This is a genomic window from Streptomyces sp. NPDC050674, assembly GCF_040654575.1.
Lineage (GTDB): Bacteria > Actinomycetota > Actinomycetes > Streptomycetales > Streptomycetaceae > Streptomyces.
This window is the reverse complement of sequence record NZ_JBFAIG010000026.1, coordinates 22,255-47,718: the sequence shown is the minus strand read 5'-3', so window position 1 is coordinate 47,718 and position 25,464 is coordinate 22,255. Positions and strand designations below refer to the sequence as shown.

Annotated in this window: 19 protein-coding genes and 3 pseudogenes; 12 read left to right on the top strand and 10 right to left on the bottom strand. The window is 70.1% G+C overall.

Annotated features, from left to right (window positions below; translation table 11 throughout):
* The first annotated feature begins 157 nt into the window (after nucleotides 1–157).
* From AB0I06_RS31630 to AB0I06_RS31595, 8 genes are all read left to right on the top strand, one after another.
* Nucleotides 158–1,321 carry a mandelate racemase/muconate lactonizing enzyme family protein gene (locus tag AB0I06_RS31630; protein ID WP_190049340.1) on the top strand — a complete coding sequence of 388 codons (1,164 nt, stop codon included), beginning with the start codon at nucleotides 158–160 and terminating at the stop codon, nucleotides 1,319–1,321.
* Nucleotides 1,318–2,322 (top strand): alcohol dehydrogenase catalytic domain-containing protein, encoded by a 1,005-nt coding sequence (locus AB0I06_RS31625; RefSeq protein ID WP_363122279.1) that lies wholly within the window; start codon nucleotides 1,318–1,320, stop codon nucleotides 2,320–2,322. The genes AB0I06_RS31630 and AB0I06_RS31625 overlap by 4 nt, the downstream gene beginning before the upstream one ends.
* Before the next feature lie 127 nt (nucleotides 2,323–2,449).
* The gene (locus AB0I06_RS31620) at nucleotides 2,450–3,418 is read left to right on the top strand and encodes a hypothetical protein (protein ID WP_363122278.1); all 969 of its coding nucleotides are present in this window, start codon (nucleotides 2,450–2,452) and stop codon (nucleotides 3,416–3,418) included.
* Nucleotides 3,419–3,559: 141 nt separating this feature from the next.
* Nucleotides 3,560–4,672 carry a multiple monosaccharide ABC transporter substrate-binding protein gene (gene chvE / locus AB0I06_RS31615; protein WP_363122277.1) on the top strand — a complete coding sequence of 371 codons (1,113 nt, stop codon included), beginning with the start codon at nucleotides 3,560–3,562 and terminating at the stop codon, nucleotides 4,670–4,672.
* A gap of 43 nt (nucleotides 4,673–4,715) precedes the next feature.
* Nucleotides 4,716–6,266 carry a multiple monosaccharide ABC transporter ATP-binding protein gene (mmsA, locus tag AB0I06_RS31610; protein WP_363122276.1) on the top strand — a complete coding sequence of 517 codons (1,551 nt, stop codon included), beginning with the start codon at nucleotides 4,716–4,718 and terminating at the stop codon, nucleotides 6,264–6,266.
* Complete coding sequence (gene mmsB / locus AB0I06_RS31605; protein ID WP_363122275.1) at nucleotides 6,263–7,507, top strand: multiple monosaccharide ABC transporter permease; 1,245 nt, start codon at nucleotides 6,263–6,265, stop codon at nucleotides 7,505–7,507. Before mmsA ends, mmsB begins: the two co-directional genes overlap by 4 nt.
* Before the next feature lie 56 nt (nucleotides 7,508–7,563).
* A complete protein-coding gene (locus AB0I06_RS31600) occupies nucleotides 7,564–8,712 on the top strand; it encodes an aldose epimerase family protein (RefSeq protein WP_363122274.1) in 1,149 nt (382 codons plus the stop codon).
* 171 nt (nucleotides 8,713–8,883) lie between these two features.
* Nucleotides 8,884–10,695: a histidinol-phosphate transaminase gene (locus AB0I06_RS31595; RefSeq protein WP_363122273.1), complete on the top strand. Its 1,812-nt coding sequence runs from the start codon at nucleotides 8,884–8,886 to the stop codon at nucleotides 10,693–10,695.
* 22 nt (nucleotides 10,696–10,717) lie between these two features.
* Here AB0I06_RS31595 and AB0I06_RS31590 read toward each other — a convergent pair.
* From AB0I06_RS31590 to AB0I06_RS31575, 4 genes and pseudogenes are all read right to left on the bottom strand, one after another.
* Nucleotides 10,718–11,687: pseudogene (locus tag AB0I06_RS31590) on the bottom strand (RICIN domain-containing protein); the annotation flags it as partial.
* A gap of 52 nt (nucleotides 11,688–11,739) precedes the next feature.
* Complete coding sequence (locus tag AB0I06_RS31585) at nucleotides 11,740–12,726, bottom strand: arabinan endo-1,5-alpha-L-arabinosidase (RefSeq protein WP_363122272.1); 987 nt, start codon at nucleotides 12,724–12,726, stop codon at nucleotides 11,740–11,742.
* Between the two features lie 145 nt (nucleotides 12,727–12,871).
* A pseudogene (locus AB0I06_RS31580) lies at nucleotides 12,872–12,940 on the bottom strand (PPOX class F420-dependent oxidoreductase); the annotation flags it as partial.
* A 20-nt stretch (nucleotides 12,941–12,960) separates the two neighbouring features.
* Nucleotides 12,961–13,512, bottom strand: a complete 552-nt coding sequence (locus AB0I06_RS31575; protein WP_363122316.1) for a YciI family protein — start codon at nucleotides 13,510–13,512, stop codon at nucleotides 12,961–12,963.
* Nucleotides 13,513–13,577: 65 nt separating this feature from the next.
* On the opposite strand from AB0I06_RS31575, the gene AB0I06_RS31570 reads away from it, so the two are divergent.
* Nucleotides 13,578–14,354 carry an alpha/beta hydrolase gene (locus tag AB0I06_RS31570; RefSeq protein ID WP_363122315.1) on the top strand — a complete coding sequence of 259 codons (777 nt, stop codon included), beginning with the start codon at nucleotides 13,578–13,580 and terminating at the stop codon, nucleotides 14,352–14,354.
* 34 nt (nucleotides 14,355–14,388) lie between these two features.
* On the top strand, nucleotides 14,389–14,820 hold the full coding sequence (locus AB0I06_RS31565; RefSeq protein ID WP_363122271.1) for a hypothetical protein: 432 nt from the start codon (nucleotides 14,389–14,391) through the stop codon (nucleotides 14,818–14,820).
* A 21-nt stretch (nucleotides 14,821–14,841) separates the two neighbouring features.
* Here the strand turns inward: AB0I06_RS31565 and AB0I06_RS31560 are convergent, their stop codons facing one another.
* Entirely contained in the window at nucleotides 14,842–15,495 is a 654-nt protein-coding gene (locus tag AB0I06_RS31560; RefSeq protein WP_363122270.1) for a DUF4360 domain-containing protein, read from the bottom strand.
* Between the two features lie 304 nt (nucleotides 15,496–15,799).
* Nucleotides 15,800–16,258 (bottom strand): Rrf2 family transcriptional regulator, encoded by a 459-nt coding sequence (locus AB0I06_RS31555; RefSeq protein ID WP_363122269.1) that lies wholly within the window; start codon nucleotides 16,256–16,258, stop codon nucleotides 15,800–15,802.
* A 95-nt stretch (nucleotides 16,259–16,353) separates the two neighbouring features.
* Between AB0I06_RS31555 and AB0I06_RS31550 the strand changes: the two genes are divergently transcribed.
* Both AB0I06_RS31550 and AB0I06_RS31545 read left to right on the top strand, forming a co-directional pair.
* The gene (locus AB0I06_RS31550) at nucleotides 16,354–19,326 is read left to right on the top strand and encodes a beta-galactosidase (protein WP_363122267.1); all 2,973 of its coding nucleotides are present in this window, start codon (nucleotides 16,354–16,356) and stop codon (nucleotides 19,324–19,326) included.
* 90 nt (nucleotides 19,327–19,416) lie between these two features.
* Complete coding sequence (locus AB0I06_RS31545; protein WP_363122266.1) at nucleotides 19,417–20,517, top strand: hypothetical protein; 1,101 nt, start codon at nucleotides 19,417–19,419, stop codon at nucleotides 20,515–20,517.
* 11 nt (nucleotides 20,518–20,528) lie between these two features.
* Here AB0I06_RS31545 and AB0I06_RS31540 read toward each other — a convergent pair whose 3' ends face one another.
* The 4 genes and pseudogenes from AB0I06_RS31540 to AB0I06_RS31525 form a co-directional block, all read right to left on the bottom strand.
* The gene (locus AB0I06_RS31540) at nucleotides 20,529–22,043 is read right to left on the bottom strand and encodes an alpha-N-arabinofuranosidase (protein ID WP_363122265.1); all 1,515 of its coding nucleotides are present in this window, start codon (nucleotides 22,041–22,043) and stop codon (nucleotides 20,529–20,531) included.
* A gap of 80 nt (nucleotides 22,044–22,123) precedes the next feature.
* A pseudogene (locus AB0I06_RS31535) lies at nucleotides 22,124–22,956 on the bottom strand (carbohydrate ABC transporter permease).
* On the bottom strand, nucleotides 22,953–23,891 hold the full coding sequence (locus tag AB0I06_RS31530; protein ID WP_363122264.1) for a sugar ABC transporter permease: 939 nt from the start codon (nucleotides 23,889–23,891) through the stop codon (nucleotides 22,953–22,955). The pseudogene AB0I06_RS31535 and the gene AB0I06_RS31530 overlap by 4 nt, the downstream one beginning before the upstream one ends.
* Nucleotides 23,888–25,246 (bottom strand): extracellular solute-binding protein, encoded by a 1,359-nt coding sequence (locus AB0I06_RS31525; RefSeq protein WP_363122263.1) that lies wholly within the window; start codon nucleotides 25,244–25,246, stop codon nucleotides 23,888–23,890. The genes AB0I06_RS31530 and AB0I06_RS31525 overlap by 4 nt, the downstream gene beginning before the upstream one ends.
* Between the last annotated feature and the right edge of the window lie 218 nt (nucleotides 25,247–25,464).

Here is a 25,464-nt window from a genome sequence, read left to right as displayed (position 1 = left end):
GACCCATTGACACCCCTGCCGCCCGATCCTTACTGTCACGCCAGCATTTCGAACGCGTGACGAAATCTCGAACAGACCGAGGCGCCGGAACACGAGCGGGATGCTGACACAAGACACTGACGCAAAAGAGCCGACGAAGCTGCGAGGGACAACCGCCGTGCGCATCACCGGAATCAGCACACACGTGGTCGGGACGCCGTGGCGCAACCTGACGTACGTCCAGGTGCACACCGACGAGGGCATCACCGGAGTCGGCGAGACCCGGATGCTGGGACACACCGACGCCCTTCTCGGTTACCTGAAGGAGGCCCAGGCCAATCACATCCTCGGCTCGGACCCCTTCGCCGTCGAGGACCTCGTCAAGCGCATGAAGTACGGCGACTACGGCCGTGCGGGCGAGATCGTGATGTCCGGCATCGCCGTGATCGAGATGGCGTGCTGGGACATCAAGGGCAAGGCCCTGGGCGTCCCCGTCTGGCAGCTGCTGGGCGGCAAGGTCACCGACAAGGTCAAGGCGTACGCCAACGGCTGGTACACCACCGAGCGGACCCCGGAGGCGTACCACAAGGCCGCCCAGGGGGTCATGGAGCGCGGCTACCGGGCGCTGAAGATCGACCCCTTCGGCACCGGGCACTTCGAGCTGGACCACAAGGAGACGCTGTACGCCGTCTCCCTGATCGAGGCCGTCCGCGACGCCATCGGCCCTGAGGCCGAGCTGATGCTGGAGATGCACGGCCGCTTCTCCCCCGCCACGGCCGTGCGCCTGGCCAAGGAGCTGGCGCCGTTCAAGCCGGCGTGGCTGGAGGAGCCGGTCCCGCCGGAGAACCTCAAGGCGCTGGAGAAGGTCGCCGCCAAGGTCGACATGCCGGTCGCCACCGGTGAGCGCATCCACGACCGGATCGAGTTCCGCGAGCTGTTCGACAGCCAGGCCGTCGACATCATCCAGCCGGACGTCGGCCACATCGGCGGCATCTGGGAGACCCGCAAGCTCGCGGCGACCGCCGAGACGCACTACATGCTGGTGGCTCCGCACAACGTGGGCGGCTCGGTCCTGACCGCCGCATCCCTCCAGGTCGGCTTCACCTCCCCGAACTTCAAGATCCTCGAGCACTTCAACGACTTCGCCGACGCGGAGATCAAGAAGGTCGTCAAGGGCGCCCCGCAGGTCAACCCGGAGGACGGCTGCTTCCACCTCTCCGACGCCCCGGGCCTCGGAGTGGAGCTGGACGTCGACGCCGCTGCCGAGTTCCCGCAGCAGCAGGCCCGGTTCGACCTCTGGGCGGAGGGCTGGGAACAGCGCAAGCCGAAGGGCTCGCAGTGAGCACCGCGGTCGTCGTCGACGCCCCGGGCGAGCACCGGCTCGTCCCGCACGAGCCCCGGCCGCCCGAGCCGGGCGAGGCCCTCGTGCGGGTCCACGCCTCGGGCATCTGCGGCAGCGACCGCGAGGTCTACCAGGGCAACCGCCCCGAGGGCTATGTGCGCTATCCGCTGACCCCGGGCCACGAGTGGTCCGGGACCGTGGAGGCCGTGGGCGCCGGTGTCCCGGCCTCGCTCGTGGGCCGCAAGGTCGTCGGTGAGGGCTTTCGAAACTGTCAGGTCTGCGACCGCTGCCACGCGGGCGACACGACCCTGTGCACGGCCGGGTACGAGGAGACCGGGTTCACCCAGCCGGGCGCGATGGCGGCCACGCTGACCCTCCCGGCCCGGCTCCTGCACGTCCTCCCGGACGACTGCGACCTCACGGCCGCGGCCCTGCTGGAGCCGGCCGCGTGCATCGCGGCCGCCGCGCTGAAGGGCAACGCACAGCCCGGCGAGCGCGTCGCCGTGGTCGGCACCGGAACCCTCGGCATGTTCGCCGTGCAGTTCCTGAAGGCGAACTCGCCGGCCGAGCTGCTGGTCGTCGGCACCCGCCGGGACCGGGAGGCGCTGTCGCGCCAGTACGGGGCGACGGACTTCCGGACCAAGGACGAGGAACTGCCGGACGACATCGACGTGGTGATCGAGACGGCCGGTTCGGCGGACGCCGCCCGGATCTCCGCCGGTCTGCTCAGGCGCGGCGGGCGGCTGGTCCTGACCGGCATCCCCGCACCGGGCGCCGAGGGCCTCGACCCGACCGACCTCGTCGTGAAGCAACTGGAGGTGCACACCGTCTTCGGTGCGCCGCCGGACGCCTGGGCGCACACGGTGCGGGTGTTCGCCGCCGGTCTGCTCGACCCGTTGCCGCTGGTGACGCACGAGCTGCCGCTCACCGAGTTCTCGCAGGCCATCGAGCTGGTCGGGGCCGGCGACCCGAAGGTGGGCAAGGTCCTGCTCCGCCCCTAGACGTACGCCGGTACGGGGGCAACCTGACGGCTCCCGTACCGGCGTACACCCAGCTTTGCCGTACCCCTTGCCCTGGCGCCCCAGAGCCGCGAACATCGTCCGACATATCGAACCGAAGGACATTCCTGTGACCGACGCTTCCGCCCCGGCAGCCCGCAGGCCCGGTGAGCAGGCGCTCACCGCCCTGGGTCTGAGCGCGCCCGCCCCCGACCCCGCCGACGCCTCCCCGCACTCCTTCCCCGGCGGCGGCCGCTGGCGCACCGAGATCCCCTCCTGCGAGGGTCCCGAGGCGCTCGCGGTGGTGCTGAAGGAGGCCTCGCGGCTGGACGTGCCGATCCACCGGATCAGCCAGGGCAGCGGCGTGTGGATGCTGACCGACGCCGAGATCACCGAGATGGTCGAGTCCACCGGTGAACGCGACATCGAGCTCTGCCTGTTCACCGGCCCGCGCGGCACCTGGGACATCGGCGGGTCCACGCGCACCGACTCGCGGGGGGCCGGACTGCGCGCCCGCGGCCACGACGCCGTCGCCGGCTGCGTGGAAGACGCCGTCCGCGCAACGGAGTTGGGCGTCAAGTGCCTGCTCGTCGCCGACGAGGGCGTGCTGTGGACGCTGCACCGGGCCCGGGCCGCCGGGATCATCCCGGCCGACACGACGCTGAAGGTCTCCGCGCTCATCGGCCCCGTCAACCCGGCCGCGTACGCGGTGTACGAGCGCCTCGGCGCCGACTCGGTCAACGTGCCCAGCGACCTGACGCTGGATCATCTCACCGAGATACGGCGGGTTTCGGCTGCTCCGATGGACATGTACATCGAGGCGCCCGACGACCTCGGCGGCTATGTCCGGATGTACGAGGTGGCCGAACTCATCAGACGCGGGGCCCCGTTGTACCTGAAGTTCGGCCTGTCCAAGGCCCCCGGGATCTACCCGTACGGGCACCACATGCGGGAGTTGACGCTGGCCACCGCCAAGGAGCGGGTGCGCCGCGGCCGGCTCGCCCTGGACCTGCTGGCCCGCCACGGCGCGGACGGCGACATGGCGCCGCTCGGGTCCCGGATGCCCGGCGATCTGCAACGGTTCGAAATCTCGGCATAACGTTCCGGAAACTCGGCTTCACAAAAGAAGACACAGCCGACCACAATCCGACACATCTCTTCTCGGTCTTTCCGGCACGACCACCCGGAGCGACTTCGCGCCTCCCAGACCGAGCCCTGCCACAGATCAAGGATGACGATCATGCGTAACCGCAGAGCCGCCCTCACCGCCATAGCCGGAGCCGCGTCCCTCGCCCTCACCCTGTCCGCCTGCGGTCAGAGCAGCGAGGGTGGCGGCAAGGAGGCCGAAGGGGACACCAAGGGCGCCACCATCGGCATCGCGATGCCGACCAAGTCCTCCGAGCGCTGGATCGCCGACGGCAAGAACGTCGTCGCGGACCTGGAGTCCAAGGGCTACAAGACCAAGCTGGTCTACGGCGAGGACGACCCGGACCAGCAGGTCTCGCAGGTCGAGAACCTGATCACGCAGGGTGTCAAGGCGCTGATCATCGCCGCGATCGACAACAAGTCGATGAACAACGTGCTCCAGCAGGCCAAGGACGCGAACATCCCGGTCATCTCCTACGACCGCCTGATCCTCGGCACGCAGAACGTCGACTACTACGCCTCGTTCGACAACGAGAAGGTCGGCGAGCTCCAGGGCAACTACATCGTCGAGAAGCTCGGCCTGAAGGACGGCAGCAAGAAGGGCCCGTTCAACATCGAGCTCTTCGCCGGCTCGAACGACGACAACAACACGCGCTACTTCTTCGGCGGCGCGATGAAGGTCCTCCAGCCGTACATCGACAAGAAGCAGCTCGTCGTCCGCTCCGGCCAGACCAAGCTCAACCAGGTCACCACCCTGCGCTGGGACGGCGGCACCGCCCAGAAGCGCATGGACGACATCCTGACCTCGGCCTACAAGAGCGAGCGGGTCGACGCGGTCCTGTCGCCCTACGACGGCATCTCCATCGGCATCCTCTCGGCGCTGAAGTCCGACGACTACGGCTCCAAGAGCAAGCCGCTGCCGGTCGTCACGGGCCAGGACGCCGAGGTCGCCTCGGTGAAGTCGATCATCGCCGGCCAGCAGTCGATGACCGTCTACAAGGACACCCGCGAGCTCGCCAAGGTGTCCTCGAACATGGTCGACGCGCTGCTGAACAAGAAGAAGCCCGAGGTCAACGACACCAAGACCTACGACAACGGCGCGAAGGTCGTCCCGGCCTACCTGCTGGAGCCGGTCGCGGTGGACAAGTCGAACTACCAGAAGGAGGTCGTCGACTCCGGCTACATCAAGGAGAGCGACCTCAAGTAGTCCCCCGCCACCGACCGACGACCACTGATTGGAAGGCACGACCATGGCGGGACCCGTCCTGGAAATGCGCTCGATCGTCAAGACCTTTCCCGGCGTCAAGGCGCTGTCGAACGTCACGCTGACCGTTCGTCAGGGCGAGGTCCACGCCATCTGCGGGGAGAACGGCGCCGGCAAGTCGACCTTGATGAAGGTCCTCTCCGGCGTCCACCCGCACGGCACGTACGAGGGCGACATCCTCTTCGAGGGAGAGGTCTGCCAGTTCAAGGACATCCGGGCCAGCGAAGAGCGCGGCATCGTGATCATCCACCAGGAGCTGGCCCTGGTGCCCTACCTCTCCCTCGCGGAGAACATCTTCCTCGGCAACGAGCACGCCACCCGGGGGATCATCAGCTGGACCGAGACGCTGCGGCACGCCACCGAACTGCTGCGCCGGGTCGGTCTGGCCGATCACCCCGACACCCGCGTCGCCGACATCGGCGTGGGCAAGCAGCAGCTCGTGGAGATCGCCAAGGCCCTGTCCAAGAAGGTGAAGCTGCTCATCCTGGATGAGCCGACCGCCGCGCTGAACGACGAGGACAGCGGCAAACTCCTGGACCTGATCCTGGAGTTGAAGAAGCAGGGCATCACCTCGATCATCATCTCCCACAAGCTCAACGAGATCCGCAAGGTCGCCGACTCGGTGACGATCCTGCGCGACGGCCAGACCATCGAGACCCTCGATGTGAAGGCCCCGGAGACGACCGAGGACCGGATCATCAGCGGCATGGTGGGCCGCGACCTGGAGAACCGCTTCCCGGAGCGGTCGCCGCACGAGCCCGAGGAGGGCGCGGCGCCGGCCCTGGAGATCCGGGGCTGGACCGTGCACCACCCGATCGACCAGCAGCGCAAGGTGTGCGACGACGTGTCGCTGCACGTGCGGCGCGGGGAGATCGTCGGGATCGCCGGTCTGATGGGCGCCGGGCGCACCGAACTCGCGATGAGCGTGTTCGGCCGCACCTACGGCCGGTACGCGGCCGGCACGGTCCTCAAGGACGGCGAGGAGATCCGTACCAAGACCGTCCCCGAGGCGGTCAAGCACGGCATCGCCTACGTCACCGAGGACCGCAAGCACTACGGCCTCAACCTCATCGACACCATCAACCGGAACATCTCGCTGAGCGCCCTGGGCAAGGTCTCCAAGCGCGGTGTGGTCGACGAGCACGAGGAGCGGCAGGTCGCCGAGGGCTTCCGCAAGTCCATGAACATCAAGGCGCCGACGGTGTTCGAGCCGGTGGGCAAGCTGTCCGGCGGCAACCAGCAGAAGGTCGTCCTCAGCAAGTGGATCTTCTCGGGTCCGGACGTGCTGATCCTGGACGAGCCGACGCGCGGCATCGACGTCGGTGCCAAGTACGAGATCTACACGGTCATCGACCAGTTGGCGGCCCAGGGCAAGGCGGTCGTCTTCATCTCCTCCGAGCTGCCCGAGCTGCTCGGCATGTGCGACCGCATCTACACGATGGCCGCGGGGCGGCTGACGGGTGAGTTCTCGCGGGCCGAGGCCTCCCAGGAATCGCTGATGCGTCAGATGACGAAGGACAAAGAGGTAACCCGATGAGCACGGACGTGACCGCCAAGAGCCCGGCCCCCGCGCCGCCGGGCAAGAGCGGAGGGGCCGCGGCCGACGGCCTGTTGCAGCTGGTGATGGACGGCATGCGCCGCAACATGCGCCAGTACGGCATGCTGATCGCGCTGGGCCTGATCGTGGTCCTGTTCGCCGTCTGGACCGACGGCGACCTGCTGCTGCCGCGCAACGTCTCCAACCTGGTGCTGCAGAACAGCTACATCCTGATCCTCGCGATCGGCATGATGCTGGTCATCATCGCCGGCCACATCGACCTGTCGGTCGGCTCACTGACCGCCTTCGTCGGCTCGATGGCCGCCGTGTTCATGGTCAAACAGGACCTTCCGTGGCCGCTCGCGGTGGTGCTGTGCCTGGCCGTGGGCGCGGTCGCCGGCGCCGTCCAGGGGTTCTTCATCGCGTACGGCGGCATACCGTCGTTCATCGTGACCCTGGCGGGCATGCTGATCTTCCGCGGTCTGACGGAGATCTTCCTGGAGGGCCAGACCCTCGGCCCGTTCCCGGACGGACTGCAGAAGGTCGCCAACGGCTTCCTGCCCGAGGTCGGCCCGAACACGAACTACCACAACCTCACCCTGCTGCTGGGCTTCGCGATGATCGCCTTCGTGATCTTCCAGGAGCTCCGTGACCGCAAGCGGCAGCAGGAGTTCAACCTGGAGGTCCCGCCCACCAAGCTGTTCCTGCTGAAGCTGGTCGCGATCGGCGCCGCGGTGCTGACCCTGACCATGCTGCTGGCCAGCTACAAGGGCGCCCCGATCGTCCTGCTGATCCTCGGTGTGCTGCTCGTCGGCTTCGGCTACGTCATGCGCAACGCGATCATCGGCCGCCACATCTACGCCATCGGCGGCAACCTCCCGGCGGCCAAGCTGTCGGGTGTGAAGGACAAGAAGGTCACCTTCCTTGTCTTCCTGAACATGGGCATGCTCGCGGCCCTGGCGGGTCTGGTCTTCGCCGCCCGCTTCAACGCGGCCTCTCCCAAGGCCGGCCTCAACTTCGAGCTGGAGGCGATCGCGGCCTCGTTCATCGGCGGTGCGTCGATGAGCGGCGGTGTCGGCACCGTCCTCGGCGCGATCATCGGTGGCCTGGTCCTGGGTGTGCTGAACAACGGTATGAACCTCGTCGGCATCGGCACCGACTGGCAGCAGGTCATCAAGGGCCTGGTGCTGCTCGCGGCGGTCGGGTTCGACGTGTGGAACAAGCGCAAGGTCGGTTCATAAGTCAGATCGGGGCCCCGCCGGCAGGCGGGGCCCTCTCCTTATCGGGAGCCGCACACATGGAACTGAACAGACGCACGGTCATCGCCGGAGCAGCGGCGGCGGGCATAGCCGCCACCACGCTCGGCGGCACGGCGCACGCCACGGGAGGCAGGAAGCCGGTGAAGACGCTCTTCGGCAAGCTGGCCGACGGCACCAAGGTCTACAGCTGGTCGCTGGAGAACGGCGGCACCCGCCTGAAGGTCCTGTCCTGGGGCGGTGTCGTCCAGTCCCTTGAGATCCCCGACCGTCGCGGCCGGTACGCCAACGTCTCCGCGGGCTTCGACAACCTCGAGGACTACGTCGCCAAGACCCCGTACTTCGGCGCCCTGATCGGCCGGTACGGCAACCGCATCGGCAAGGGCAAGTTCACCCTCGACGGCAAGAACTACCAGCTGTCCGTGAACGACGGCGAGCAGAGCCTGCACGGCGGCGCGCAGGGCTTCGACAAGCGCGTATGGGACGTCGAGCCGTTCGTGAAGGGCTCCGACGTCGGCCTGCACCTGTACTACACGAGCGTCGACGGCGAGATGGGCTACCCGGGCACGCTCAAGACGAAGGTGACGTACACGCTCACCCGGCACGGTGACTGGCGCATCGACTACGAGGCCACCACGGACAAGGCCACCGTCGTCAACCTCACCAGCCACGTCTACTGGAACCTGGCCGGCGAGGGCAGCGGCACGATCGAGGACCACGAGCTGCACATCGCGGCCTCCCGCTACACGCCCACCGACGCGGGTCTGATCCCCACCGGCGAGCTGGCCAAGGTCGCGGGCACGCCCTTCGACTTCCGCAAGGCCAAGCCGATCGGCCGGGACATCCGCACCTCGCACCCGCAGCTGGTGACCGCCAAGGGCTTCGACCACAACTGGGTCCTCGACAAGGGCATCACCGCCCGGCCCGAGCACGTGGCGACCCTGCGCGACCCGGCCTCCGGCCGCAGCCTGAAGATCGCCACGAACGAGCCGGGCCTGCAGTTCTACTCCGGCAACTTCCTCGACGGCACGCTGACCGGCCCGTCCGGCCGCACCTACCGGCAGGGCGACGCGTTGTGCCTGGAGACGCAGCACTTCCCGGACTCGCCGAACAAGCCGAAGTTCCCGTCGACGGTGCTGCGGCCCGGGCAGACGTACCGGACGACGACGATCCACACCTTCGGCTGCTGAGACCACTGACAGGTCTTCACACAACGGGCACGAGATCCGACCGTTTTCCCGACGGTTGAACAGTGCCCGTGTGGCCTCCGTATGAAAGGGCGGCCCGCGCTCCCCCGCGCGGGCCGCCCTTGAACGTCGGGTCCGGCCGTCCCCAACGGGCCCGCCTCACACGGAGGTTCCATGGCCGACAACGTCACGTCGCTGTTCCGCAGTACCGCGGCACACAGCCCGTCGATGGCGGCCCTGACACGTGAGGGCGGCGAGGGCGCCGGCCCCGTGGACTTCTGCATCCCCTGCAACCCGTACTTCCCGACCCCGGCCATGTTCGAGGACATGGCGGGCCGGCTGCGCGACATCATCACCTACTACCCGAGCAGCGCCGACACGATCACGGCCGAGCTGTGCAGCCTGCTCCAGCTGCCCCCGCAGTGCGTGGCCATGGGCAACGGTTCGACCGAGCTCATCACCTGGATCGACCACCTGCTGGTGCGCGAGTCCCTCGCCGTCCCCGTCCCCACCTTCGGCCGCTGGACCGACCAGCCCATGGAGACCGGCAAGCGGGTCGACATGTTCCCACTCCAGGAGTCCAGCGGCTTCGCCCTCGACCTCGCCCAGTACGCCGAGTTCATCCGGGCCCGCGGCACCCGGGTCGCGGTGATCTGCAACCCGAACAACCCTGACGGCGGCTTCCTGCACAAGCACTCCGTCGTGCAGTTCATGGACGCCCTGGCCGACCTCGACCTGATCGTCATCGACGAGTCGTTCCTGGAGTTCGCGGACGCCGAGGCCGAGCCGTCCGTCGTCCAGGAGGCGATGCTGCGGCCCAACGTCGTCGTGCTGCGCAGCCTCGGCAAGAACTTCGGCCTGCACGGGATCCGCTTCGGTTACCTCGTGGCCAACCCGGCGCTCGCGGGCCGGGTCCGCTCGATGCTCCCCAAGTGGAACCTCAACTCCTTCGCCGAACACGTGGTGTTCATGCTCAAGGAGCACGGCGCCGAGTACGCGCAGAGCCTTCAGCAGGTGCGCCGCGACCGCCTCGACATGGCCGGCCAGCTCTCGTCCCTGCCCGGGCTGACGGTCTACCCGTCGCAGGGCAACTTCCTCTTCGTGCGCCTCCCCGTGGGCGCCGAGGGCACCGTGGTCCGGGACCGGATGCTCACCGAGCACCGGATCCTGGTCCGCGAGTGCGGCAACAAGATCGGTTCGTCCAGCCGCTTCCTGCGTCTCGTGGTGCGCCCCCAGGTGGACGTGCGTCGCCTGGTGTCCGGCCTGGAACAGGTGCTCTACGGGACGTCCAGGAGGGGAGCCGCCGTACCCGAGCTGGGCAACGGGACCAGCTACAGCTCGGGTACGGCGGCCGTGGACCGTCTGGTGAGCGAGACCAACGGGGCGGGTGTGCGGGGGCTCGCGGCGCAGGCCGTGGGGATGGCCGCGGCTGCGGCCGCCGCCGGGGGGCCGGGGCTCGCCGCGGCTCCGGCTGCCGCGAGCACCGGGGCGGGCGGGCCGGGGCTCGCTCCCGCCCCGAGCACCGGCATCGGCATGCCGCTCCCCGCCGCCGCGTCCGCCGTGCCGGCGGGTGCGGTCGGCGGGATGCCGATGCCGGCCGCGGCGCGGATGCCGCAGCCCCAGATGCCCCAGCCCCAGATGCCCCAGCCCCAGATGCCGCAGTCCCAGCCTCAGCCGCAGATGCCTCAGCCCGCCCCGCAGCCGATGGCCGCCCCGGCACCGCCCCTGGCGCCCGCCGCCCAAGCCCCGGCGCCGGTCCCTGCTCCGGCGCCGGTCCCCACCCCGGCGCCGGTCCCGCCCGCCGTGCCCGCGCCGGCACCGATGGCCGCCCCGTTCACCGGGCCCACGCCGCCCGGTGTCCCGGCCCGCGGTGGCCTGACGGCCGCGCAGGTGCGGGGGACGAACGGACTGACGCCGGCGCCGGCCACGGGGTGGCCCGCCGCGCAGAACTGGCCCAACGCGGCGGGGATGGGGCAGGCCGGATAGCGCCTTCTCGCCGTGGCGTGGGCTACACCGCCGTCAGTTTCCACTGCTGGCAGGTGTTGGCGAGCCATGTCCACTGGCGTACGTCGGCGCTGTCCGCCGTGGAGCAGCCGGCCACGTCGGCCACCTTGCCCGTGGCCTGGTTGGTGATGCGGACGAAACCACCGTCCGTGGCCACGAACCGGAAGCGCTGGCAGGTGTTGCTCAGCCAGGACCACTGGCGCAGGTCGGCACCGTCGGCCGTCGAACAGTCGGCGGTGTCCAGAACCTTGCCGGTGGCGACGTTCACCAGGCGGTGGGTGTCGTCGCCGAGGTCCTCCAGGCGCCAGCGCTGGTTGGTGCCTCCGTTGCAGCCGTACTGCTGGACATTGGCGCCGTCGGCCGCGGAACTCCCCGCCACCTCCAGGCACTTGCCGCTGTTGCGGTTGGTGACGGTGTAGGTCGTCGAGGCGGTGGCCGGTTCACCGGAGGGCCCGGGGAGGGAGGCCCCCAGCCGCACCGGTGTGCCGAGGTTCGGCGTGCCGTCGGAGTTCCAGGTGAACTTCTGCGCCCGGGTCGTCCGGCCGTTGTCGCAGCCGTCGGAGGCGCTGTCGTTGGCGTGGTAGACGATCCAGTTCTCGCGGCCGTCGGGCGAGGTGAAGAAGCCGTTGTGGCCTGGCCCGTACACCCCGTTCGCGTCACTGCGCTGGAAGACGGGTGTGGCCTTCTTGGTCCAGGAGGCGGCGGACAGCGGGTCGGAGCCGGTCAGCTCCAGTTGCCCGAGCTTGTAGGGACACGTTCTGCCCGGCGACGTAGTACAGGTACCAGCGGCCGTTCAGGAAGTGCAGCTCCGGCGCCCAGATGTTGCAGCAGCGGGAGGCGGCGTCGCCCTTCCGCACCTGGACGCCGGGGGCGGTGGAGAGCCCGGCGAGGGTGGTGGACTTGCGGATGGTGATGACGTCGGTCCAACTGGTCGTCACCAGGTAGTAGTTGCCGTCATGGTATGAGATCCAGGGGTGCTGGCGGCCCTGCTGCTCGCGCTGAGCGTCGGCCAGCCCTCCGCGAGGGTCAGTAGGCGACGGGCCATCCGCTGCTCCAGTTCAAGAGGTTGAGGCCGAGCTTGGGTGTGCCGTTCGCGGCGCCGTCGTAGTAGTGGTAGACGATCAGGTCGCCGTCGCCGTCCTTCAGGATCGACTGCCCGCCCGGGCCGATGACGCTGCCGTGCGACTCCAGGACGGGCGTGCCGCCGTTCTTCATGAGGTCGACGCCGTTCTTGTCGCGGTAGGGCCCGGTGACGCTGGAGGCGCGGCCGACCTTGACCTTGTACGTGGAGCCCGTGCCGTTGCAGCAGGTGTCGTACGAGGCGAACAGGTAGTAGTAGTTGCCCCGCTTGACGATGAAGGGCGCCTCGACGGCCTTGGTCCCGGTGGGGCGGGAGGCGAGCGAGTACCGCGTGCTGTTTCCGGGCAGCTGCTTCCCGGTGGACGGGTTGATCCGGATCATTTTGATGCCGGTCCACCAACTGCCGAAGGACAGCCACCATGTGCCGTCGTCGTCCACGAAGAGGTTCGGGTCGATGGCGTTGAAGTCGCTGGCGGAGTTCGAGGTGTAGACCGTGCCCTGGTCGGTCCAGCTGCCCGGCTGGCCGGTGCTGGAGGTGGCCAGGCCGATGGCGGACGTGTTCGAGCCGAACTTCGAGACGGAGTAGTACATCAGGTACTTGCCGCCGTGGTACGAGATGTCCGGCGCCCAGGCCTCCGGGACGGAGGAGTAGTTCCGCCACCAGCTCGGCCTGCTGCCGAAGGCGTCGCCGCCGTTGCGGAAGGCGGTGCGGTCGCCGGAGGTCTTGCTCGCGATGCCGCCGCCGGTGGCGTACAGCAGGTACTGCCCGGACGAGGTGCGGATCATCGAGGGGTCGTGGGTGACGACGTCACCGGTGACGCGGCCCGGGTTGGGGTACGCCGACGCCGTGCTCGGGATCAGGGCGAGCAGCGCTGCGGCGGGGAGGGCGAGCAGGGTGGTGCGCCTGCGGAGCGTACGGGGACTGCGGCTCATGCGGGTCCTTCCCTTGCGGTGGGGGGCAAAGCGGCTCGAAATATCGAACAGCGATCGCAAGTTCGGACGGACCGTAGAATCGAACCCCTTGCGCGTCAATGGTCCGCGCAGCAACAGCTACGCGGACCATGTCGTGCCGGCAGCCCTACCCCTCGATGTCGAGCGCGGTCCCGTACAGCCGGTCCACCTTCAGCCGGATGACGACGCGCCGCTCGTCGCTCCTCGGCGCGCTCCTCACCGTCGCCCGCCGAACTCCCAGTCATGCACCTCGACCGCCGCGTACCGCCCCGAGGTGAGCACGGCCCGCGCCGCCTGCGCATCCGCAGCCCGCACCAGCGCGGCCGTACCCAGCCACACGGCACCGTCGTCCGACAGCAGCGGTCCGTACGCGATCAGTTCGTCCCGCGAGGCACCCGGCAGATCGAGGTCCACACCGTCCCCCGAGCCGAATCCGAGCACGAGGTACCGCCTCCCGTCCGTCCGCCCACCGGGAAACTCCCACATGGTCCGCCCCAGCAGATTCCGCCACCGCCGCAGCAGCACGTCCCGGTACACCCCGGCCTGGTAGTTGGGCTCGTCGAAGGCGAACGCGCGGGCGGCGGCCTGGTCCGGCAGGTCGACGATGTGAACGCTGCCGGACGGTGTCTCCCCGTCCGCGGCGAAGGTCGGGCCGCGGGCGATCAGCTCCGTCTCGTAGCGGTCCATATAGCGCCAGTGCGCTTCGCCCAGCTCCTCACGCAGCGGCAGGGAGCCGGGCCGGTCGCGGTGATAGCAGAAAAACTCCACCGGCTCATCCAACACCGGTGGTTACTCTCGTGTCTCCCATCGCCGTGACCGCAGGAGAGCAGACCGTGCGCAGCGCCGCCGTAACACCCGAGGGCGATCGAATCCGCTGGGTCGAACTGCCGGGGCAGGAGCCGCCGCGCGTGTACGTGCACGGCCTCGGTGCCACCTCCCCCGCCTACTTCACGGAAGTCGCCGTCGATCCGCGCCTGGCCGGACGCCGTTCCCTGCTGATCGACCTGCTGGGCCACGGACTCAGCGACCGCCCGGCGCACTTCGACTACACGCTGGAATCGCACGCCGACGCACTCGCCGACGCCCTGACGGCCGCGGGCGTCTCGGCCGCCGAAGTGATCGCCCACAGCATGGGCGGGTCGGTGGCCGTCGTCCTGGCGTCCCGCCACCCCCACCTGGTCTCCGGCCTGGTCCTGATCGACGCCAACCTCGACCCGGTCCCGCGTACGCCCGGCTCCTCGGGCAGCAGCGGCATAGCCGCCTGCTCCGAGGCGGAGTTCGTGACGGGCGGCGGCTGGGAGGAGGTCCGCGACCGGGTCGGCCCGCACTGGTGGTCCACGATGCGCCTGGCCGGCCGGGAGGCCCTGTACCGCAGCGCGTTCCACCTCACCCGCGGCACGACCCCCACCCTGCGCGAACTGCTGCTGGACCTGAAGATCCCCCGCACCTTCCTGTTCCCCGAGTCCGACGGCCCGCTCCCGGGCGCCGACGCCCTCACCGAGGCAGGGGTGTCCGTCGTCGCGCTCCCCGACTGCGGCCACAACATCATGCTGGACAACCCGGAGGCCTTCACGGCGGCCACGGCCGCGGCTCTCGCGCCCCACGACTGACCGGCCCTCACCGAGGAACGAGGACACCTCCGCCATGCGGTACGCACGCTTCGCCAAAGGCGCCGTCACGGTCGCCGTCGCCACCGCGGCCTGCCACTCCCTCATGTACGCCGGCTTCGCCGGGGCACGCGACAGCGCGGCCGCGAGCGGGGACGACACGTGGGCCGGCGCCTTCGAGTTCCTGCTGACCACGGCCGCTTCCTGGGCGCTCATGCCGCTGCTGCTGTGGGCCGGCATGCTGGTGACGCGGGAGAGCGGCAACACCGCGCTCGTGCTCGTCGGCGGGTCGGTCTGGGTGCTGCTCTCCGGATACTTCACCGACGACATCGACCGCGCCGGCGGGCACATACCGCTACCGGCCCTCGCCGCATACGTCCTTCTCGGTACGGCGGTGGCCGGCGCCGGCCCCCGGCCGGACGACGCGCAGGATCCCGAAGGGCGGTCCCCCGGACCACAAGGCCGGTGAGGCCGCCCCCCGTTCACACCGTCACGACTTCTTCGGGCACTCCTTCCACGCCAGGTGGTACACCGTGCTGATGTCCCCGTCCGTGGAGTCCATCGTCATGAAGCTGACCTTGTCGGCCGACTGGGTGCCGGCGTTGACCCGGAGTTCGGTGTTGATGTTGAAGTTGCGCTGCACTCCGCAGGGCGCGTAGACCAGCTGGGCCCAGTCCGTCTCGTCGGTGGCCTGCCAGTTGTCGTTGAGGGGGCCGCTGAAGGGGTGGTTCTTGTACACCGTGCTGGGCGAGCCCTGGAAGTAGTACGAGGCCCGCTGCGAGGCGCTCGCGCCGCGCTGGAGGGAGGCGAAGCCGCGGTAGTCCGCGCTCGCGATGGCGTAGGTGAAGCCGCCGGGGACGTGGACGACGAGGCTGAGCTGGCAGTTCCGGCGGAACGCGGTCGGGTCGGAGTTCCCGCCGGCCTGGGCGAGGTAGTCGCTGTAGGTCACCGTGAACGCCGTGTTGTCCTCGGAGACGGCGACCGCCGCCGTGCCCTGCGGGCAGCCGGAGCCGTTCACCGTGGCGACCTTGATGACGATCTTGTCCGGGGGCGGGTCGTCGAACCCGGAGGACGGGGATGTTGCGGGAAGTGCGCTGGTGAGCAGCGCGGCGATCGCGCCGCTCAGGAGCAGGCCACCGGCCATGGTTCTCCCATCCGTTCGTGGGGGGTGGATCAATGCGTGATCTACGGACATGGACATGTCAAAGTGACGGTCCATACGCGCCCGGCCTGTGACCATTCCATGAAGGAGATGTGAAGGGCGGGAGCGGTCGCATCGTACGCAGGGCGGCAGGGGTCGGCCAGGTCGCTCTCCGGCCATTCACACTGGCGGGAATTCACTGGGGTACCGGCAGGCACATAAGGTGCGTTGCACCAGCGCGTCAGACCGAGAACACCCCGGGGACGGAATGAGGATCACGCACAGCGCCGCCCACGGCCGCCGCCCCTCAGGGGTTCTCCCAGGCCGCCGGTTCCGCCGCCAGCCGCTCCACCGGCTCCGGCAGCGCCCCGGCCGCGAGATCGGCGACCGTCACGCCCTCCAGGATCCTGCGCACGTTGGCCCGCAGGGCGATCCACAGCGGCAGCAGCGGCTCGGCCGTGCCGGTGTAGGCGAGGCCGGTGGGCCGCTCGCCGCGCACCGAGACGATCGGTCCGTCCACGGCCCGGATCACGTCCGCGACCGTGATCTCGGTGGCCTCGCGGGCCAGCCGGTAGCCGCCGCCCCCGCCGCGCCGGCTGTCCACCACACCGCCCCGCCGCAGATCGCCGAGGATCCCCTCCAGGAACTTGTGGGGGATGTCCTGCGCGAGGGCGACGGCCTCCGCCTTGACCGGTCCCTCCCCCTGCCGGACGGCCAGCTCCACGACCGCTCGTACCGCGTAGTCCGCACGTGCCGAGATCCTCATAGGACCATTGTCGCCGTGACCCTGTAGACATTGAGCACACGCACCACCCGCAGCACCCGCATCACGCATCGCAAGGCACAACAGGAGGCGCTCCCTTGGAGCTCAGCAGGCGTACCTTCCACGCTCTGGCCGGCACGGCGGCGCTCGGCTTCGCGCTGACCGGCAGCGGGTCGCCGACCTCCGCCAACCCGTCGCGCACCGCGCCCACCGGCCCACCGCCCCCGGTGCCGAGCGCGGACGGCCGAGCGCACGAGATCGGCTTCGACCACTACTCGCTGCTGGTCGACGGCCGCCGCCTGGTGCTGTGGTCGGGCGAGATGCACCCCTTCCGGCTGCCCAGCCCGTCGCTGTGGCGGGACGTGCTGGAGAAGATGCGCGCCCACGGCTACAACGCCGTCAGCGCCTACGTCGCCTGGAATTACCACTCCCCCGCGCCCGGCCGCTACGACTTCACCGGGGTGCGCGACCTCGACCTGTTCCTGCGCACGGCCGCGGAGACGGGGCTGTACGTGATCCTGCGGCCCGGGCCGTACATCAACGCGGAGGTCGACGCCGGAGGCTTCCCCGGCTGGCTCACCGCGACCGAGGGACGGGCCCGGACCTCCGACCCGACGTACCTGCGCCATGTCGACGAGTGGCTGACCGCCGTCAACGCCGTCGTCGCCAAGCGCCTGTTCACACGCGGCACGGGCACCGTCCTGCTCTACCAGATCGAGAACGAGTACGACGCGCACGTGGACGACCCCTCCGGGCGCGCCTACATGTCGTACCTGTACGAGAAGGTCCGCGCCGACGGCATCGACGTGCCCCTGTTCCACAACGACAAGGGGCGAGGCGGCCACTGGACGCCGGGCTCGTTCGGCACCGGCGGCGAGAAGGGGCGCTGGCTGTACGGGTTCGACGGGTACCCGGAGCCGGACGAGACGCCGCCCGACTGGGGGCTCTTCGGCAGCGGCGGCCCGAAGGGCGGGGCGACGGCCAGTCCGCGCACGCCCGCCTTCGTGCCCGAGTTCGGCGGCGGCTGGTTCGACCCGTGGGGCGGGTCCTGGTTCGACGGCAAGGGGTACGCCGAGGCCCGCCGCACCCGGGACGCGGCGTACGAGCGGCGCTTCCACCTCACCAACCTCGCCAACGGCATCACGCTGCACAACGTCTACATGACGTACGGCGGCACCTCCTGGGGCTGGCTGCCCGCCCCGGCCGTCTACACCTCCTACGACTACGGCGCCGCGTTCGACGAGGCCCGCAACGCCACCCCGAAGCTCGCCCCGATGCACCAGACCGGGCAGTTGCTGCGGTTCGTGCCCGACCTCGCCAAGCTGGACCGGGCGAAGACGGTGCGGGCCACCGACGAGCGGATCAAGGTCTACCACCTGCGCAACCCCGACACCGGCGCCCACTTCTACGTCCTGCGCAACGACACCGGCGAAGCGGTCTCCTCGACGCTGCCGGACGCCGGGATCGAGGTGCCCGTCACCGTCCCGGCCCGGGACGCCAAGCTGATCGCCGCCGGGCTGAGGCTCGGGAAGCGGACGCTGGTGCACTCCACGGTGCAGCCCATGGTGAGCCTGACCGCCGGGCGGCAGGACATCGCCGTGTTCGCGGGCCGCCGGGGCGAGATGGCGCAGGTCGTCCTGGAGTGCGCGGACGAGCCGACACCCATGCGGCTGGACGCGGAACCGGCCTGGGCGTACAACCTGGGCAAGCTGAACATCACCGCTCCGCTCGGCGCCGGCGGCCTGAGCCGGGTGCGGGTCGAGGGCGACGGCGTGGACACGCCCATGCTGGTGCTGTTCGCCGACGACGCCACCGCCCTGCGTCTGTGGCCCCACGAGACCCCCTCCGGCCCGCTCCTGGTCTACGGCCCCGCCCTGCTGCGCTCGGCCGAGCTGCGGGGTTCCACCGTCCACCTCACGGGCGACACCATCGGGCAGACGGGCCTGGAGGTGTGGGGCCCGCGCGGCATCACCCACGTCACCTGGAACGGACGCCCGGTCCCCACACGGATCAGCGCCTCCGGCAGCCTGCTGGCTCTGCGGCCGCTGCCCGGCGTGACCCGGCCGTCCCTGCCCGCCCTGGACGGCTGGCGGCGGCGGGCCGGGAACCCGGAGTCCGAGCCGGACTTCGACGACTCGGACTGGACCACGGCCGACAAGGAGACGACCTTCAGCACCACGCCCGTGCCCGAGGGGCAGCCCGTGCTGTTCGCCGACGACTACGGCTTCCACTACGGCGACGTCTGGTACCGGGGCCAGTGGACGGGCACGAGCGGCGTCGACTCCGTGTCCCTCGCCTACAGCACGGGCACCCAGGGCCTGCTGATGGCCTGGCTGGACGGCGAGCCGCTCGGCACGCACCGGATGCCGGTGCCGGACAAGGACCGGGCACGGCAGGGGACGTGGACCGCGAAGGCCCGCTTCGACCTGCCGGAGAAGCTGCGGGAGAGGTTGCGCGAGGAGAAGCCGGAGCGGCGGCACGTGCTGTCCGTGCTCGTGCGGCGGATGCAGCACGACATGGACGGCGAGGCACGCGACACGCACAAGGCCGCGCGGGGTCTGACCGCCGTCACCTTCGAGGGCGCCTCCCCCGAGGTCACCTGGCGCATCCAGGGCGCCGACACGCCCGACCCGGTGCGCGGGCCGATGAACACCGGCGGGCTGCACGGGGAACGCGAGGGCTGGCACCTGCCCGAGTACGACGACGGGGACTGGAAGGAAGCCGAGCTGCCCCGGTCCGTCCGGCACCAGGGCGTCACCTGGTACCGGACGGACTTCCGGCTGGACGTCGACCCGGGCGTCGACGCCTCGGTCGGACTCGTCCTCGACGACGACCCGGCCCGGGCCTACCGCGTCCAGATCTTCCTCAACGGCTGGAACATGGGCCAGTACATCAACGACGTGGGGCCGCAGCACACCTTCGTGCTGCCCAACGGGATCCTGCGCACACGGGGTGCCAACACACTGGCGCTCGCGGTGCTGTCCGACGGGACCACACCCGCCGGGCCGGGCGACGTGCGGCTGACACTGCTGGGGGCAGCGGCCGGAGGGGTGCCCGTCACGCCGGTGTGACCGGATCGAGCCGTACCCCTGCCGTGCCTTGTCCGGGACGCTGGTTCACCATCTGGGCCCTTCAGGGCCTCCGGCAGGGAGGGGAACCTCGTGCGAAGACGGCGTTTCATCAGCGGATTGGGCGCAGTGGCCGGGGCCGGGCTCGTCCCGGCGCGGGGCGGGACGGCCTGGGCGGTTCCCCGCCCGGTCGGTGAGGCTCGCGCGTGGCAGGCCGTCACGGCCCCCGAGGCCGCCCCCGCGGCGCAGTTGCGCGGCGTGGCGGCCTCGGGCCCCGGCCTCGCCTGGGCCGTGGGCGAGGAGGGCCGCGACGGCGGCGTACGGGGGACGGCCCTGGCCCTCGTGTGGGACGGCACGGCCTGGCAGCGCACGAGCCCCGGCTTCAGCGGGTACCTGGGCTCCGTCGCCGCCGGGGCCGACGGATCCGCCTGGGCCGTCGGCTCCGACACCTCCGGCACGGCCCGGCTCCTCGCCTGGGACGGACCGACCTGGCGGGAGACCGACTACCCCGGGCGCGGGACGGCCGGGACCAGCCTGGCCGCCGTCACGACCGGTCCCCGGGGCCACGTCTGGGTCTCCGGCCGCAACGGCGACGGCTCGGTGCTGCTGCACGGCCACCGGGGCACGTGGACCTGGCTGGAGGCGCCCCCGGCGACGACCACCACCCCGCCCTACGGCATCCACCGCGCGCCCTGCGGCGACATCTGGGTCTACGGCGGCGAGCTCGTCGCCCGCTGGGACGGAGATGCCTGGACCGTGCTGCCGTCACCCGGCGGCATCCGCGCCGGCTTCACGGGGCTGCTCCCGGTGGCCCGCGACGACATCTGGCTGACGGGTTACGACTACGGCGTCGGCGGCCCGCCCGGCAAGCCTCCGGGCGTCCGGCTGCTGCACGGGGACGGCGGCTCCTGGGAGTCCGTCGAGGCCCCGTTCGGCGTCGGCATGCTGTCCGGCATCGTGGGCGACGCGCGGGGTCGGCCCGACCGGATCGCCGGGTGGGACTTCTGGGACCAGACCCGGGCCCACTACCTGCGCTGGGACGGCACGGCCTGGGTGAGCGAGCGGGGGCCGGTGGCCACGACCCCCGTCGTCATGAACGCCCTGGCGAAGGTGCCGGGTTCGGACGGCTACTGGGCGGTGGGGACGACCTCGTCCTCGCCGTCCTCGACCGCCCTGCCCCGCATCGAGCGCTGACCGGGGGCCGGTCACGCCAGCCGGATCACGTTCCAGGACAGCGGCTCCAGGGCGGTGCTCAGCGTGCCGTCCCGCAGGGCCGTGCCGTCGACGGTGTGCGGGGCGACCCGCTCGGGGTCGTCGAGGGTGTTGCGGGCGTCGGGGTCGGCGTCAGCGAGCGCGCTGTGCTCGACGACCCGCGTCAGGTCGAGGCCGCTCAGGGCGACTTCGAGGGGCAGCGCTTCGGTGCGGCTGCGGTTGACGGCGAAGACGGTGACGGTGCCGTCCTGGGCGCGCACGGCGGTGGCGTGCAGCAGGTCGGTCTCGCCGTACTTCTCGGTGTGGTGCTTCGGGGAGTCCACGCGGACGTCCAGGACCTGGCCGCGGCCGTACCGGGACGCCTGCGCGAACGGGAAGAAGGTGGTCTGCCGCCAGGCCGGGCCGCCGGGCTCGGTCATGATCGGCGCGATGACGTTGACGAGCTGGGCCAGGCAGGCGACCGTGACGCGGTCGGCGTGCCGGAGCAGGGCGATGAGCAGCGAGCCGAAGACGACCGCGTCCATGACGCTGTAGTTGTCCTCCAGCAGGCGCGGGGCCTCGGGCCAGTCGTGCTGCTCGAAGGTCTTGGCGTGGGCCTCCCACTCGGGCAGGTACCAGACGTTCCACTCGTCGAAGGAGAGGTTGATCTTCTTCTTCGACTTCAGCCGGGCGCCCACGTGGTCGGCGGTCGCGACGACGTTGTCGATGAACGACTCCATGTCGACGGCCGAGGCGAGGAAGGAGTCGAGGTCGCCGTCCTCCGGCCAGTAGTAGGCGTGCAGGGAGATGTAGTCGACGAGGTCGTACGTCTCCTCCAGGACCGTCGCCTCCCACGCGGCGAAGGTCGGCATGGACTGGCTGGAGGAGCCGCAGGCGACGAGTTCGACGCCGGGGTCCTGCTGGCGCATGGCCCGGGCCGTCTCGGCGGCGAGGCGGCCGTACTCCTCGGCCGTCTTGTGGCCGGTCTGCCAGGGGCCGTCCATCTCGTTGCCCAGGCACCACAGCCGGATGCCGAAGGGGTCCTTGTCGCCGTGCGAGACGCGCAGGTCGGACAGGGCGGTGCCCTCGGTGTGGTTGGCGTACTCCTGGAGTTCGAGCGCCTCGGCGACGCCGCGCGTGCCGAGGTTGACGGCCATCATCGGCTCGGCCTGGGGGCCGATCTTGCGCAGGAAGTCGATGTATTCGGAGAGGCCGAAGCGGTTGGACTCCGTCGAGTGCCAGGCGAGGTCGAGGCGGCGGGGGCGGTCCTCGGCGGGGCCGACGGAGTCCTCCCACTTGTAGCCGGAGACGAAGTTGCCGCCGGGGTAGCGGACGGCGGTGACGCCGAGTTCGCGGACGAGGTCCAGGACGTCCTGGCGCAGGCCCTTGTCGTCGGCGGTGGGGTGGCCGGGCTCGAAGACGCCGGTGTAGACGCAGCGGCCGAGGTGTTCGACGAAGCTGCCGAAGAGGCGAGGGTTGACCTCGCCGACCGTGAAAGCGGGGTCGAGGGTGAAGCGGGCCTTGTGCATGCTTGCCTTTCGAGATTCAGTTTCGTCTGCCGTTGCGGGGGCTTGTCGCGCAGTTCCCCGCGCCCCTGGAAAGAAGGGCGTTACTGCCCTGCCAGGCCCGTGTGGGCCACGCCCGCCACGATCTGGCGCTGGAAGAACACGACACGATGATCAGGGGCAGGCCCGCCATCAGGCCTCCGGCCATGAGCTGGGCCCATTGGATGCCGTAGGAGTTCATGACGGTCGCGATGCCGTTCGGCATGGTCATCAGGTCGGGGTTGTTGGTCACCATGTAGGGCCAGAGGAAGTTGTTCCACGAGGCGATGAAGGTGAAGATGCCGACCGCGGCCAGGGAGGGGCGGGACAGCGGCAGGACGACGGTGAAGAAGACCCGCCAGCGGCCCGCGCCGTCGATGAACGCGGCCTCCTCCAGCTCCCGCGGGATGCCCTGGAAGAACTTGTAGAGGATGTACACCATCGCGGCGGGCGCGCACTGCGGCAGGATCATGCCCCAGTAGGTGTCGACCATGCCCATCTGCTGGACCGTGGTGAACAGCGGCACGCCGAGGACGGCGGGCGAGATCATCAGGCCCGCCATGACCACGCCCATCAGCACGGACTTGCCGCGGAACTCGGTGCGGGCGAAGCCGTAGCCGGCGAGGGCGCTCACCATCAGCACGACGGACGTCACGCAGACCGAGACGACCAGGGAGTTCACGAACCAGTCGGTGATGTTGCCGGATGCGAACAGGGCCTGCCAGGCCTGGCCGGTCCAGTCCCGCGGGAGCCAGTGCGAGGGCACCTCGACGGCCTCGGTCTCCGACTTCAGCGAGGTGAACAGGCCCCAGGCGAAGGGGGCGAGGAAGACGACCGAGACGGCCGTGCCGAGGAGGGTGAGCACGATCTGGCCGGGCGTCCACGCTCGGGTGGTCATCGGGTGGCCTCCTCACGGTTGCGCAGCAGCCACATCCGGGCGAGGGCGACGGCCGCGATGATCACGAAGAAGATGACGGAGATCGCGGAGGCGTATCCCACGCGGTAGCTGGTGAAGCCCTCTTCGAGGGTGAACTGGACGAAGGTGCGCGTCGATTCCTCGGGCCCGGGGGTGAAGTCCATCATCACCACGGCCTGGTCGAAGACCTGGAGCGAGGCGAGGAGCTGGAGGGCGACGACGAGGCCGGTGATGTTGCGCAGCATCGGCAGGGTGATGTGGACCATGCGGTGCCAGGCGTTCGCGCCGTCCAGCTCGGCGGCCTCGTAGAGGTGGCCGGGGATGCCCTGGAGGGCGGTGAGGTAGAGCAGGAAGCTGAACCCGACGGTCCACCACAGGGTCGTGATGACGATGGCGAGCATCGCGTAGGACGTGTCCGTCAGCCAGGGCGTCTCGACCCCGAAGACGTGGTTGATCATGCCGGTGCCGGGGTTGAACAGCCACTGCCAGAGGTTGCCCGCGACGGTCGACGGCAGCAGGAACGGGGCGAAGAAGCACAGCCGCCACAGCCACTTGCCGCGTTCGATGTGGTGGGCGAGCATCGCGAGGAGAAAGGCGAGGACGGTGATGCAGGGCACGACCAGGAGCGTGAAGTACGCGCTGTGGCCGAGGGAGTCCCACATCAGCGGGTCCTGGAGGGCCTCGCGGTAGTTGGCCAGGCCGACGAAGCTCGCGCCCTCGCCCGTGATGTTGGCGTCCGTGAGGCTGAGGTAGACGCCTCGCAGCAGCGGCCAGATGACGAACAGGGCGAAGAGCAGCAGGAACGGGGCGACGAACCAGCCGCCGTGCTGGAAGCCCTGCCCGCGGCGCGAGGTGGCTTCGGCGGTGGCGGTTCTGGGGCGTGCGGGTGCCGCGAGGGTCTGGGCGCTGGTCGTCATGCGGCCGCACCTCCTTGTGCGGCGGTCTTGCCGTCCATGGGGTTCTTCATGGCGAGCAGCTGGGTGAGGGCGCCCTTCATCCGGCGGGCGGCGGTTTCGGGCTCGGTGGAGCCCATCGTCGAGGCGGCGACGATCGGGCCGACGCGCTGGGCGAGGATGCCGGTGGAGCCGGCGAACCACACCTTCGGCTCGGTGGCCTGGTGGTTCATGGCGGAGGCGTACTCGTTCTGCGGGTCGAGCGCACGGTAGGCGGCCGTGGACAGGGTGGGCGTGTGCGCGGGGATGTGGCCGCCGGCCGCCCACTGCCGGGCGTGCGTGACGACGTAGGCGGCGAGCCGGTGGGCGGCCTCGTTGACGGCACCACCGCGGTCGGACCGGTGCGGCAGGACGAAGGCGTGCGACTCGGCGTGGGTGGCCTGCTTGCCGAAGACGGGCGGCAGGGGCGTCGCCCCGTAGTCGAGCTTGGCTCCGGAGTAGACCGGGACCGACCAGTTGCCCTCCCAGACGAAGGGGGAGCCGTTGATGAACTGCTCGGCGCCCGCGGGGCCCGCGAAACCCGGGTCGGCGTAACCGTCGGTGATGTGCCGGCGCAGGAACCGAAGGACCTGGACGGCCTTGTCGGTGTCGAAGGTGACCTCGGTGTTCGCGGCGTCGAACCATGTGCCGCCGAGCTGGGTGTAGAAGGCGACGAAGAACCACCACTGGAAGTTCTGGTCGTTGCTCCACAGGCCGATGGTCTGAAGTCCCTTCCTGGTGGCCCCTTTGGCCTCCTTGAGGACGTCGAACCACTCGTCGGCGGAGGTGACGGGCACGATCCTGCCGTCGTCGCCGAGCAGCCCCGCCTTCTTCAGCACGTCCTTGCGGTAGAAGCAGAGCTGGACGTGGATGTCGAGGGGGAGGGCGTAGAGCTTGCCGTCGACCACGGCGCGCTTCCACAGGGCCGGGCTGAAGTCCTTCTCGTGGACGCCGTATTCGGCGAGCAGGCCGACGTCCCAGGGGTCGAGGAGGCGGCCGGGTGCGAAGCCGGTGACGCGGCCGAGGTGCATGACGCCGAGGTCGGGGGCGCGATTGCCCGCCGCCGCCATGGCGAGTTTGGTGTAGAAGGGGTTGCCCCACTGGAGGGTGGAGTCCTTGACGGCGATGTCCGGGGTGGCCTTACGGAAGGCGTCCAGCATCGCGATCATGTTGGAGCCGTCGCCGCCGCTGAAGAGGTTCCAGTACCGTACGCGCGTGTCGGCGCCGGCGGCGAGCGCGTCGGCTCCGGTGCCGAGCGCGGCGAAGCCGAAGCTGCCGGCGGTGAGGAGCCCGCCGAGCCCGCCGAGAAGCTGCCTGCGGTTCAGGCCAGGTCGTCCCATGCCCTGCCCTTACGATCGATGTCCACGGTCCGTTCGGTATTTCGAAAGCTGCTCGCTACTGCGAACGGGACCGTAAGTTCGCAGCGCCCGCACGTCAATGGTCCGGTCACACATTGGACGCGACTCCGGGGGCACGAACGGTCGCCCTCCGCCGCACATCGGACGCCGGATCGCATGACGCGCACACTTTCGGGCGCGTAGTCTCGGACGGGCCGCCG